The organism is Deinococcus aetherius, from assembly GCF_025997855.1.
Classification (GTDB): Bacteria; Deinococcota; Deinococci; order Deinococcales; family Deinococcaceae; genus Deinococcus; species Deinococcus aetherius.
The window spans coordinates 577,955-590,505 of record NZ_AP026561.1; the positions used below are offsets into that span (position 1 = coordinate 577,955).

At 68.1% G+C, this 12,551-nt stretch carries 9 protein-coding genes and 2 pseudogenes; 1 reads left to right on the forward strand and 10 read right to left on the reverse strand.

From position 1 onward, the window contains the following. Positions 1-139 precede the first annotated feature (139 nt). From DAETH_RS18885 to DAETH_RS18930, 10 genes and pseudogenes are all read right to left on the reverse strand, one after another. Positions 140-673, reverse strand: a pseudogene (locus DAETH_RS18885) (recombinase family protein); the annotation flags it as partial. A 189-nt stretch (positions 674-862) separates the two neighbouring features. Then, positions 863-2,170: pseudogene (locus DAETH_RS18890) on the reverse strand (transposase). A 131-nt stretch (positions 2,171-2,301) separates the two neighbouring features. After that, a complete protein-coding gene (locus tag DAETH_RS18895; protein ID WP_264777643.1) occupies positions 2,302-3,120 on the reverse strand; it encodes a class I SAM-dependent methyltransferase in 819 nt (272 codons plus the stop codon). A gap of 11 nt (positions 3,121-3,131) precedes the next feature. Next, positions 3,132-3,317, reverse strand: coding sequence for a hypothetical protein (locus DAETH_RS18900; RefSeq protein WP_264777644.1), 186 nt, complete (start codon positions 3,315-3,317; stop codon positions 3,132-3,134). A 52-nt stretch (positions 3,318-3,369) separates the two neighbouring features. Continuing rightward, positions 3,370-6,381 (reverse strand): Calx-beta domain-containing protein, encoded by a 3,012-nt coding sequence (locus DAETH_RS18905; protein WP_264777645.1) that lies wholly within the window; start codon positions 6,379-6,381, stop codon positions 3,370-3,372. A 173-nt stretch (positions 6,382-6,554) separates the two neighbouring features. After that, on the reverse strand, positions 6,555-6,995 hold the full coding sequence (locus DAETH_RS18910; RefSeq protein ID WP_264777646.1) for a hypothetical protein: 441 nt from the start codon (positions 6,993-6,995) through the stop codon (positions 6,555-6,557). A gap of 39 nt (positions 6,996-7,034) precedes the next feature. Then, complete coding sequence (locus DAETH_RS18915) at positions 7,035-7,187, reverse strand: hypothetical protein (RefSeq protein WP_264777647.1); 153 nt, start codon at positions 7,185-7,187, stop codon at positions 7,035-7,037. A gap of 74 nt (positions 7,188-7,261) precedes the next feature. After that, positions 7,262-7,585, reverse strand: a complete 324-nt coding sequence (locus DAETH_RS18920) for a hypothetical protein (RefSeq protein ID WP_264777648.1) — start codon at positions 7,583-7,585, stop codon at positions 7,262-7,264. 458 nt (positions 7,586-8,043) lie between these two features. Next, complete coding sequence (locus DAETH_RS18925) at positions 8,044-8,256, reverse strand: hypothetical protein (protein ID WP_264777649.1); 213 nt, start codon at positions 8,254-8,256, stop codon at positions 8,044-8,046. 141 nt (positions 8,257-8,397) lie between these two features. Next, entirely contained in the window at positions 8,398-11,937 is a 3,540-nt protein-coding gene (locus DAETH_RS18930) for an ATP-binding protein (RefSeq protein WP_264777650.1), read from the reverse strand. A 283-nt stretch (positions 11,938-12,220) separates the two neighbouring features. On the opposite strand from DAETH_RS18930, the gene DAETH_RS18935 reads away from it, so the two are divergent. After that, complete coding sequence (locus DAETH_RS18935) at positions 12,221-12,550, forward strand: LexA family protein (protein WP_264777651.1); 330 nt, start codon at positions 12,221-12,223, stop codon at positions 12,548-12,550. Position 12,551 lies beyond the last annotated feature (1 nt).

The following is a 12,551-nucleotide window of genomic DNA, read 5'->3' on the forward strand; positions in this document are numbered from 1 at the left end:
TGGTAGTCCCGTTATGGTTGGGCTAGCAACTCTTTCCCTAGCCTTCACTGCCGATGAGGATGTAAGAAGAATCATCATCCTCCCCATTGCGCAGGTGGGTGAAGTGGCGGGTGAAGCCCGTTCACGCGTCCACGTTGAGGAGCAGCCGGGTAATGTTGACGCGAGGCACAAGGGCATACAGCCGGGCAGCGAGGTGTTCCGCTTCCTTGGCCATCTCCACGATCTCGCGCTCCTGGTGGGTCAGGAGCTTGTGCCTCCGTCCCCCGATCCGTCCTTCCAGCCGGGCCTCCTCCAAACCGACCCGTGTCCGTTCCCGGATCATGGCGCGCTCGAACTCGGCGAACGCACCGACCATCTGCATTATCCGGCCTGCGGGTGTGGTCGTGTCGATGGCCTCCGTCAAACTGCGGAAGCCCGCCCCCCGCGCGCCCAGGTGCTCCATCATGTGCAGGAGGTCCTTGAGGCTGCGGCTGAGTCGGTCCAGCTTCCAGACGAAGACCACATCGCCCTCCCGGAGCTGGTCGAGCATCTTGTGGAGTTCAGGGCGGTCCCAGAGGCCACCCGACGCGTGTTCCGTAAACGCGCGCGCTGCTCCGGCCTCTCTCAGGGCGCGAAGTTGGAGGGCGGTGTCCTGGTCATGCGCCCTGCTGACGCGGGCGTAGCTGAACTGCAAGGGGCCTCCGAGTTGCGAAAAAGGCTTGCCATTCGAGAATCTGCAATACCGCTCCGCAACTCTGGAGGGTGTGCTGCGTCAGGGCACCGGCATCATTGCACAGACGGTCGGACTCTGCTGGCGAAGTCAGGCCGCGCGCAGTTGGGCAAAGCGTGAGGGCTTCGTCCCTATAAGGCGCTCGCCCTCCCATCAAGCCGCCAAACGGACCACGTTGATCGCCAGTGCCGTCAAGACGTGCTGGAGGTGCGTCTTTCAGGTTCCGATATAGCGGCAACGACGTGGCCCAAAAGCCCGTACGCCCTGTGACAACGTGCCTTCGATCCCCGCGCGGCGCTGATACAAGCGCTTCCCTTCGTCATGGCTGGTCCAGGCGCTATTGGGGCGGACTGGACCAATGATCTGCGTGCCGTGTTGTTCCCGGGCAGCCACGATCAACTCCGCGCCGTTGTAACCGGCATCCAGCCAGTGTTGTTCCGGGCTGAGATTCCGCTGGTAGAGCTGTTCCTGAATTTAATGGCCCAGCGACGCGTCATGCACTTCGGCCATGGTCGTGGCAACATGGGTGACCAGGTGGGGCAGTCCGCCATCACAGGTTTCGGAGACATGGACCTGGTAGCCGGTCCACTCCCGACCGCGTTTTGTGCTGTACCGCGCCTCGGGATCGTAGGGGGACTCCAACATGCCCTCCTTGGGGAACTCCTCGCGTTCCCGAAAACGCAGCTTGCCCTTCTCGACGGCAAACTGGCGCTTCCAGCATCGCTGGAGCGCCAGAACCTCGGGGAGGTGAAGTGCACCGTTGGGGGCATCGGGCTGCCCCAGCAGGTCGAGCAGCGCCCGACCATCCTGGCCCACCACCCCTGCGTACTCACGCCTTGCCGTGTCGCTTTTAGGAAGTCGGTAGTTCTCGGGGCGGTGCGCGTACCGGTCGTACCACGCGGGGTCAGCTACGCGCTGCACCCAGTCGGGGGCAAAGCCAGCCAGTGCATTCAAGGCAGCCCGCACGGTTTCGGTGATCAGTTCCAGACGGCTCATGACCCGGATGGCGGCCAGGACGTGAGTTGAGTTGGTCCGCTGCTTCCCATGTCGGCGCAACAAGCCGAGTTCCTGACAGCGGTCAAGAAGTCGGTCGAGCATCAGCAGCGGGTTGTCCTGGGCCAGAAGTCGGCTGCGGAACTCGCTGAGCATACTGGAGTCGAAGCCCGGGTCGCCCAACCCGAGGGAGAGGGCATACTTCCACGCCAAGTGCCCTCGGACGGCATCAGCCGCCTGACGGTCACTCAGGTTCTCCACGAACTGCATGACGGTCACCAGGGTCAAGCGCCAGGGCGCAGCCGCAGGCTGCCCCCTGACTGGATAGAGTTGGGCAAAATCCTCGTCCACAAGCAGCACGCCCAGTTCGTCACGCAGGCGCATGAACATCGTGCCCTTGGGGAAGGCTGAGCGGGCAACGCGAGCGGTTTCCGCCGGAACCTCGGGAACCTGTCTAGGACGCAACATTCTTCAGTGTGCGCCCCACCCGGTGACTTCGCCAGCAGAGTCCGGTCGTTTGCGCAAGTTGAGGCTGGGATACAGAACCGCCCGTCAAAGCCCATACGGCTCCACTGATGCCAGCTCTTCCAGACGGCCCCTCAGAGGGTTCGCCGTCCCCAGGCTCCGGCCAGCGCTGGGGGCAGCACCGCACAGCCCGTCGTCTGGACGGCGGCGGCAATTCGCTGGGAAAGGGTCTCGATCCCGATCTGCTCGGGCGTGGCAATGCCCGCAGCGACGATTTGCGGTGCCATCGAGCGCACCACCCCACCCAGCAGCGCTGGGCCGCGTGGGTCGCCTGGGGCGAGGTAGCCCTGGACGCCGAAGGTCTGCACGTCCGCGAGGCCCGCCTCGGCCAGCAGCAGCGCCAGCCGGGTCCCCACCACCGGACTCGCGCCTGCGCTGCGAAAGGCGGCCATCACCCACTCCAGCGTCTGGGTCACCAGCGGCACGGCCGGTTCGGCACGGGACGAACCCAGGTCAAAGTCCAGCATGAGCATTACGCCGCCCGGGCGCAGCGCCCCGAGTTGATGGTGCAGCACGTTCCCCGCATCGGGCAGATGAAACAGGATCAAGCGTCCGACCACCGCGTCGAACGGGGCAGGGTCACGCCAGGTCCGCACATCGCCCTGCACGAAGGTCACTTGCGGATATTCATGGGCTCGCTCGCGGGCCACTTCGAGCAACCTCGCGCTGGTGTCGATGCCGACCACTTGCCCCTCGGGGCCGACGAGTTCGGCCACCAGCCTCGCCACATGGCCCAGTCCGGTGCCGAGATCAAGCACCCGCATCCCAGGCTCTATCCCTGCTGCCCGCAAGAACAGGCGGGTCGGAGCCTCGATGGAGGCGGCCTGGCCGTCTAGCCGGGCAATTTCTTGATCACTCGCTCCAAGCGCGTAGTTCGGGAGGGTCTGTGTCATGGTGGTTCCCCTTATGCGGACGTGAGGCTGCGTCTCTGGGCCTGGAGCAGATGGCACAGGTTGACTGGCGGCAACAATGCGTGGGGCAGCGCTGGGTGCAGATCGGCCAGTCCGGCGTAGGCCATGAAGGTCAGGTTGCTGATGGTGGCTGGCAGACGCAGCGCCGCCATGTCACGCGTGCAGAGGGTCGCCAGCACCAGCGCCGAGGCCAGGGAGCCCAGGAGATTGACGCCGACGCTGGTCGTGGGCTCAGGGATTGATCCGGGCGAGGGCGTAACCGATGTTGGAGAGGGTCTGCGCAAAGCCGCCCAGGACGATCTTGCCGTCCGCTTGCAAGACCACGTTCTCTGCGTTGGCCGCGAAGCCGAAGAAGGAGATCTCCGTCGTGCCGCCACCCAGGAAGCTGGCGTCAAGGGAGCCGTCCGCGTTGTACCGGGCGAGCGCGAACTTGTTGCCCTGCCCGCTTCGGCCGGAGGCGAGAATCTTGCCGTCCCGCTGAAGTGTGACCGCCGAGGCCGAGTCCTGCTGTGTGGTGAAGGCGGTCGTGACCGACCCGGCAGTGCCGAACCCGCTGTCGGGGCTGCCGTCGGCGTTGAGTCGCCTCAGCGCGAACCGGGTGACGTTGATGCCAGGGTCAGGCTGAACGCTGCCCACCAGAACGAACTTGCCGTCCGGCTGGAGCGCCAGCCCCGCGCCGACCCGCGCCCCCGTGAGGGTCAGCGTGCCGCCCGCCCCGAAACTGGAGTCCAGGCTGCCGCCCGCGGTGTAGCGGGCCATGCCGGTCGAGCCTCCCGAGCCGAAGGGGTCGCCGCTGACCACGATCTTACCGTCCGGCTGCACCAGCACGTTGCGCGCCACCTCTGATCCGCCCGCCTTGGTGGTCGTCACCACCCCGCCGCTGCCGAAGCGGGCGTCGAGGCTGCCGTCCGGGTTGTACCGCGCAAGTCTGAAGTCCTCGGAGACGGGATCGTCGCCCGCCACCACAAGCTTGCCGTCAGGCTGGAGCGCGACCGCGAAGGCGCGACCGCTGACGCCAGTCGTCACTTTGCCGCCCGCGCTGAAGGACGTGTCGGGGCTGCCGTCCGCGTTGTAGCGGGCCAGGGCAAAGGTGAACGGCGGGCCGGAGCGGGTATGCCCGATCACAACTATCTTGCCATCGGGCTGGACGGCGACCCCGTTCGCCACCTCCTGCACGATGCCGCCGGGGATCAGGTCGGCGGTGACCTTGCCCCCCGTGCCGAAGGACGTGTCCAGGTTGCCGTCCGCGTTGTAGCGCGCGAGCACGAAGGCGTCGGTCGAGCCTCCCGCCATCACGACCTTGCCGTCCGCTTGCAGGGCCATCGCCGAGTCGTCGCCGCCGAAGCCCTCGGTCGTCACCTTGCCCCCCGTGCCGAACGTGGGGTCGAGGAAGCCGTTCGGGTCGGGGGGCGGCGGGGGCAGGTCGTCGTCCAGAAGGGTCAGCACCGCCGTGTTCTGCGGCCCCAGCGCCGCACAGCCGCCGGGTTGCGACAGGGTAAGGTTCACGGTCCTGCCGGACGTCTCATCAGCGTCGTTCTGAAGGATGGGAATCTCGGCGGTTCGCGCCTGCGTGTCGCCGTCGGCGAAGAACACGGTGGCATTGACGGGCGTATAATCCGTTCCCGCAACCGCCGTTCCGCCGCCCGTGGTCAGGGTCGCCGTCACCGCGCCGCTGCTCCCCCCCGTGCGGGTGATCCGGACGGGCTGCGTGGCCCCGCCGAACTCATCGATGGCGTAGTCGGCCGCGCTGAACTGGAGGACGCCCGCTCCCGGATCGGAACCGGGGGTGCAGGGGGCCGGTTCGACGAGGACATCGACCGGCGGCACCGGCCCCGGGTTGTTCGTCGGTTCCAGCCCGGTCATCGTCAGCGTGGTGCCGCCGATACTCAGGGGATCGCGCAGGAAGGCCGACGCCGCTGAGGCGAGTTCCCTGCGGCTATTGCCCCTCTTGTTGCCCTGGCGGTTGGTGGCCTCGGCCAGGGCCGTGCTGCCGAGAGTGAACTCCTCACCGACGGCGATGGAGGACAGGTCGACCGTGTAGGTGCGCGGCCCTTTGAAACTCATCAGGGCCTGCCTGGAGTCGTTGAAGATGTCGGCCTCGAAGTCGTCGGGGGACCACAGGGGAGTCCTCGACGACATGGAGTGCGTCACCGTGGCCCGGAAGTCGCGCGTGTGGCCCTGCATCTCGGCAACTCCCGCCGTGTAGAAGAAGGTCCTGCCCGGATTGGTCGAAGTGTTCGTGTACGCCTGCACTGCGAGGATAACCTGTCCTCTCACCAAGTCCTGGCAGGCGTCCTGGGCGCTGACCTGGTTGGGCGGGTAGTTGCATTCCAGCACCCCGGTGGGGAGGTGGTCGAACCCCCCACCGTCGTCGCGCAGGTCGATGAACGCGCTCGTCAGGGTGAACGTCAGCGAGGCGTTCTCGGCGCGTTTGATGAAACTCTGAAACTGCCTCAGCACCACGGAACTCCCCGCCGGTTCGCCCACGAAGGTCGCGTAGGGGGCCTCGGCGAACACCCCGTAGGTCACGCCGTCCGCCGTCGAGAATACCTGACCGTTGGCCCTCCTGTCCTGGGGAATGATGTTCCCGCCGACCGACGTGATCTCGTGGTCGAGCAGGTCGGCGGTCAGATTACTGACGGGCCCGAAATCCCGGATATCCTCGAACAGCCCGCCTATCTTGACGCCGCTGAAGATCTGGGCCTTGGTCATGCTCCGGCCCCGGAAGTCGCTGAAGGTCCACTCGCGCAGCGGATCGTTGCGCTGGAGGGGCGGAACGACCACCTGCGCGAACGAGAAGCCCGTCACCGACGCGCTGACCGTGTTTGCCCCGAACATTGCCCCGGCGACCCGCTCCCACTGGTTCCCGGCGTTGGTCTTGTACAGCTCCGGCGTGCTCCCGGCGGGCAGGGACGTTGAGTTGGAGGGCAGCGTTAGGGTGACGGGCACGGCGAAGGTGGTGCCGTGCGGCGTGAACGCGAACATCGGGCCGAAGGCCGTCAACCCGCCGGGCAGCGCCGGAGCGCCCGCCGAGGTCTGCTCGATGGCGATGGCGGTGGCTTGGGTGAGTGCGCCGGGCGGGATCACGACCCTGGCGCCGCTCGGATCGGCGACGGCGCCGCCCGCCGGGCCGATCATCTCGCTGACCGGTGGGCCGCCCCCGTTCCCAGCGCAGGCGGTCAGCGTCAGCAGCAGTCCCGCCGATCCAAGGACAAAACGAAGGAAGTGTAAGTGCGTCCTCATGGAGCCCACCTCTGTGGAAAGCACGTCGCCAGAAAATCTGTCGTGGGCGGAACGTGACTCGAAATCGCGTGCCGCACGGCGTTTCCGTCGCACGCGACACACAAAGCTTGACGATCATGTCGGCGCGGGCTGCACCTTGCGGCGCGGCCCGCCCCAGTCGGCTGCTCGCTCGACTAGCCGCCCCCTCCGGTGTCCCCACCGCCGTCCCCGCCGTTCTCGCCGCCGCCGTCGCCGTGGCCTTCGCCCCCGCCCCCGGTGTTGACGTTCACATCGCCGTCGCCCGTGACGGTGACGGTGACGGTGGTGCCGTCGCCGCCGCTCTTCGTTGCGCCATAGACCGTGGCCACCAGGGTCGCAACTGCCACTATGAGCATAGTTATCTCGAAGGGTTCCATGGCCGACGTTTCGACAGTTCCCTGCTCGTCCACTGCCCGGTCGAGCAGGGTGTCGAGGCCGGCCACCTGCTGCGCCGAGATTTGCAGGGTCATCCCGCTGGCAACGACCTTCTTGGCACGTTCGGGGTGGGTTTTAACCAGTTTCAGGAACTCCTGGGACCGGTAGGTTCTGCGCGGATCCAGGGGGTTGGCCGGGTTGGTTCTGGATGCCTCTTGCATATCTCTCTCCTCAGTCGAGTGGCCCAAGCCACATGGATGTCACTGCTGGATTCCCACTGTCGACGTGACGTTGAAGCTGAAGCCCTCGTGCGGACGGCTCGCCTTCGGCGTGTCGGCCACCCGGGGGACGCTCGAGGTGGTGAGGACACCGATGACGGTGCTGCAAAGACCCGTTCGGGTGATGGTCATCATGGGTTTCCCCCGGGGAACGGCGCGCCAAGAAGGCGCCTGAGTGCGCTCGGGTGAACGGTGGCGGGCGCGAAAGGCTAGGAGCTGTCCAGAGCCACCTCCTCCGGCCACCCGGAAACGCACAACCGTCCCAGCCACTCCGGGAACAGGGCGATCTGTTGGAGTCGGGAGCGCTGACGGGGGCTAGGCGTGTCGATGTGCAGGTTCCAGAGCTCAAGGTCAAGCAGGGCGTCGGCGCACTCCACCTCGAAGCCAAACAGCGGCGAGTTCAGAGAGGCCTCGTGGTTCACCACCAGGCGCCAGGTACCGGAGGCGGCCGGGTCCTTGAAGCGGGCCTCGGAGACCGAGCACTTTTCCCGGTCGTCATGGCCCTCGTAGGTGTGGAGCAGCCGTACCTCCACGGCGGGGCGGCCCTGTTCGTCCCATTCGGCCTGGACTGGCGCCGCGCCGAGGCTCTGCCACGCCGAGGCGCGGCGCCCCAGGACCGGGCTACCCCCCAGATGGAACCCGCCCAGCGGCCAGAGCAGCCATCAGCCAGGGCGCCTCGCCGCGCCGCACAGGTCGGTCTCAGGGAGGTGGAGCGCGCCAGCGCCAGGAGGTACCGGAGAGCGCCAGGCGCACGGGGCGGCGGGGTGAGGTGAGCGAGGTTCCGGGGCCTGGTGCTGTCCATGGCTGACCTCCAGCCCGTGGGGGCGGTAAATCCGGTGTTTCGGGTGAAGTTGTGGGGCTGGACCGCTTCAGCGCGAACCCTCCTGTTGAGCCGAGCTGATCCCCTGGGCCTCCTTTCGGGTGAGTTCGGTCTGAGGGAGAGCGTGGGGTGGCAGGGCCTGCGTTGCGGACATCCGGCGTCCCCGGGTCCTTACCGCAGCCCGCGCTCCGTCACCAGCGCCTCCAGAAAGCGCATCAGGTCCATCAGGCTGGCGAACTCGCGCCGGTCGATGGGGCGGCCCTCCGGCGTCGTTCCCTGGAGCGAAGCGTCCCAGGCGTGACTCCCACGCGCGGGCCGGACGTGTACTTCCAGGTGGTAGGCGGGCGCGGACTCTGACTCGCCCGGCTGGGAACGTTGTGGCACGGCTTCACCCCGGACCGAGGTTAAATGGCGCCCCGTTCCCTGGGCGTTCCCGCCGGGAGCGCTCCGCGTTCCCTGTGGTGGCCGTGGAGCAGCGACACACCGCTTCTTCCTAGTCCGGCGGTGGTCTGACGCGGCCCGAGCTCAGGACACGTTCAGGCGGTCAAAGCGCTTCACCAACCCTGAGCGCCCTTCGAGGTGGCCCTCCAGGCTGTCCGCGAGCGACAGAAGGGTCGCCTGGGCCAGCGCACGCACGGCTGAGGCGTTACGCCGGTCACCTTCCAGCACCTCTATGACCGTGACCATCAGCTCAAGCCGGTCCGTGGGCGCAGCCCCCTCCAACTCGACGAGGTTCAGGGCGCGTTCCAGCAGTTCGGGAGGCACGTGGGCGAGGGTCAGATGAGCTTGAAGCTGGATATTCAGAACGCGGGGGGCGACGGGCGGCGGTGGCCCGAGGTTCTGAAGCTGTTCCAAGGCAGCGGCAGCGTCCCCGGACAGCACCAGCGCGCGGGCCAACTCGGTGGTGTGGGCGGCGCGGTCCATGAACGGCGCGTTCTCCAGGAAGGGTGTGGAGCGCAGCCGCTCCAGGGCGCGCACGTTCTGGCCTTCCAGCAGCTCGGTGTGAGCGACCACCGTGTCGAGCGCGGCCCGGTACAGCGGAAGGGTCATCCCCCCGGGGGCCCCGGCCAAGGGGTACACGGCCCCCAGTTCCTTCGTGGCCTCCCGTAAGTCGCCGCACTCCAGGAGCAGTCTCGCCAGCGTGAGCCGCGCTTCGATGACGGCGGGGTCCGCGCCTGTTGCCCCAAGGTGTTCTAGGGTGGCGACGGCGGCCCGCGCGGCCCCCAGCGCTTCACCGAGCGCGCCCTGGAGCCGCAGGGCCTCGGCTCGCAGGCCGGTCACGATGGCCTCCACCCGCAGGTACTGCCCCGCGGAGAGCCGCAGCGCCTCGTCGGTGTCCTCCAGCACGGCGCTCGCCTCACCCAGCGCCAGGAAGAGGGCGGCACGGTGGCGCAGCACCCAGGTCAGGATGCCCGCTTCCCCACGTTGCGAGGCGAGCGCCATCGCCCGCGCGAAGGTCAGGCGCGCGAAGTCGTACTGGCCCAGGAGCGCCGCGAGGTGGCCCTGCCAGTTGAGGGCGTAGACCAACGACACGTCGGTGGTTCCCTGGAACTCTTCCAGGGCGCGCGCGTTGTGGGCGGCGGCGCGCCCGAAGTCTCCGCGCAACAGGCAGGCCCGGGTCAGGCCGTTCTCGATGTTCCCGGCCGTGATGCTCGCCGCGTCGCTGCTGCCGGTGCGGCGGCGCAGTTCCAGGGCCTCAGCAAAGCGTTCCAGGGCGTGATCGGCGCGTCCCAGAAAGGTCTGCGCGTGCCCGTCGAGATACAGCGCGTTGACCCTGGACTCGGCAGAGAGGTTCGGCAGGGCCAGCATCGCGGCGGCCTGGGCCGCGAGTTCCACCGGCTGGCTGCGGAGCAGGTGAAACAGCCCCCGCATGAAGTGGTGTTCGGCCCGCCGCTCCGGGTCGCCCGAGCGCTCGGCCACCTGCCCGAAGTGCGTCAGGTGCCGTTCATAGCTGTCCGCGTCGGTCACGAGACCCAGGAACCACAGCCGCCGGCGTTCCAGGAGACCGCGCCGCTCCGGGTCGCGCTCGTGTTCGAGCATTCGCGCGTTGTAGCTCAGCACCTGGTCAAAGGCGTAGACGTGCGAAGCGGCCTCCAGCGCCCGCTCCAGGTGCGGCAGGGCGTCCGCCCCGTGTCCAGCGCGCTCGAAATGGGCGGCAATGCGTTCGGGTGGGGCCTGGGCCGCCTGCAATTGCCGGGCCAGCCGGTGGTGCGTGGCCCGCCGCCGTTCCGGGGTCAGCGCCTCGTCGAGCGCGCGGCGCAGCAGCTCGTGTCGGAAGTGAAAGCCAGCGTTCACCTCCTCCAGCAGGTCGGCGCGGCAGGCCGCCTCCAGCACGTCCAGCCGGGCAAACTCTTCCGCCTCCAGCCCGGCCAGCCACGCGCTCTCGAAGGGATCACCCGCAATGGCGGCGCCTTCGAGCAGGCGGCGTGCGCCCAGCCCCAACCGGTCCACCCGCCCCAACACGGTTTCACGCAGGGAGGGCGGAATCGGCAACTCCGCGTAGTCGCGCGTCGACTCGTCAAAGGGCGTGGCCCAGCCTCCTTCCGGTGCGGGGGCGAGCAGACCGGTTTCGAGCAGACCGCGCAGCAATTCCAGGATGTACAGCGGATTGCCGCGCGACGCCGCATGCAACCGCCGCGCGAACAGGGTGCCGCCGCCCGCACCGGACAGGCCCTGCACCAGGGCCAGCACGTCGGCCTCCCCCAGCGGTTCCAGATGGAGACGCTGGGCCAGCCCGTCACGCCGCAGGCCCTCGACGGTTCGCCGTGCGGGGCCGGACGCCTCCAGTTCCAGCGCCCGGGCCGTGGCGAGGGCGCGCAGCCCTTCCCCCTGCCGCACGAGATGCGAGACCAGTTCCAGCGTTCCCGTGTCAAACCAGTGCAGGTCGTCGAGGATCAGCACCTGCCCCGACACCACGCCAGTGACGGCCCGTGCCAGACCCTCCAGAAAACGAGCTCGCCCTTCCCCCGTCACGGGCGGCAGCACGGTTTCGGGCGCGCACTCTGGCACCAGCCGGGCAACTTCAAGCCGCCACACGTCTTCCAGGCGATCCGGAGACCACGCGCGGGTTTCCAGTCCCTCGCGGATGAATTGCGCCGCTGGATAGAGCGGCGTGTGCCGGGTCTCCTCGCGGCCCCGCATGGTCAGTGCTTCACCGTGCGCGCCCGCGAACTCGGTGGCGAGGCGGGTCTTGCCGACGCCCGGCTCGCCCACCAGCACGGTCAGGCGAGCGCTGGAGCGGCTCAAGTGCAGCCACGCCGCCTCGCGTCCGACGAGCGGTCCCTGGAGCTTGCCCGCCGAGACCGGGCCGGAACCGGTGCACGCTTCGGGGGGCGGGCGGCTGCGGGCGCGTTCGGCGAGAAGGAGCGTGGCCGCCTCTGGCCCGAGGTCCAGTGACGCCGTGAGGGTGCGGAAGCGTTCAAACAGCGCGGTCGCATGCGCCCGTTCTCCCAGGCTCAGGTGCAGCCGCATGGCCTCGCGCACGGCGTGTTCGTCGAAGGCGTCCGTGTCGAGGGCCTGCGCCAGAACCGCCAACGCACCACGTACATCGCCGCGCGCCTCACGCGCCGCCACCACACCCAGCCGAACCTCGCGCAGCCGCCCGGCCAGGCTGGACCGGCGCGCCTCTAGCCAGGTGATCCAGGGACCAGACTCGATCTCCAGCCCTTCAAGCAGCACGCCGTTGCCCACCGCGCTGGCCTGTTCGAGGTCGCCCGCCGCCGCCAGCCGTTCAAATTCCAGGGCATCCACGCGTCCCAGGTGGCAGCCGATGATCTCACCGCCCGTGTCGAGGAAGGCGGCCAGTCCCGTCTCCCGGAGGGTGTGCAGGAGCTTGCGCAGGTTCTTGCGCGCCCCCGCGTCACCCAGGTCGCCCCAGAGGATGTCCGCGAGCATCTCCCGCGACCGCGGTCCCTCCAGGGCCAGCAGGGCCAGCAGCGCCCGCGCCTTGCGCGCTCTGAGTTCGAGCGGCACGCCGCCAACCGTCAGCGAGAATGAACCGAGCAGATGAAGCTGGGACTCGGGCGCTGCGCCCAGCCCGTGGTCAGAGTCCGATGCACCCCCCATACGACAACTGTAAGCCTCACGGCGAGCAACGGTTTGAGCGTGAGGGGGAGGTCGCGCAGCCGACGTGACCGCGTGGGGGCTGACTCTGGATAACCGCTTCTAAGTCCTTCAATGTTAACCCTATTCAATTCAAGGGGTACGTGACCAAAACTGGGCGTTACGGCGGCTTGGTGCTCACGGAGAAGGCGCAGGCGGTGGTTGGCAGCGGCATCCCCATCTACAGCGAGATCGCCGCCGGTCCCCCCGTGTTCGCGGACCAGGCCCCGACAACATCACTCCCAGCGTGGACGCCCTGCTCGGCGTGCGTGAGGGCGACTTCTTCCTGCTCGTTCGCGGCGATTCCATGACGGGAATCGGGGTGATGGACGGCGATTACGTCCTGGTGCGTCCAGCGTCGGAGGTGCTGCACGGCGAGGTGGCGGTCGTCCTTGTGCCGGGGGAGGGGACGGCCACCTTGAAGCGGGTGTATCTCTTCGGCGACGAGGTGACCCTGTTCAGCGAGAACCCAAACTACGCCCGCATGACTTACCCGGCGGATCAAGTGGTGATCCAGGGCCGGATGATCGCCCGCCTGGGGATGGCCGCCCCCCGCGTGAGCGAGGGGAGGGACTGAG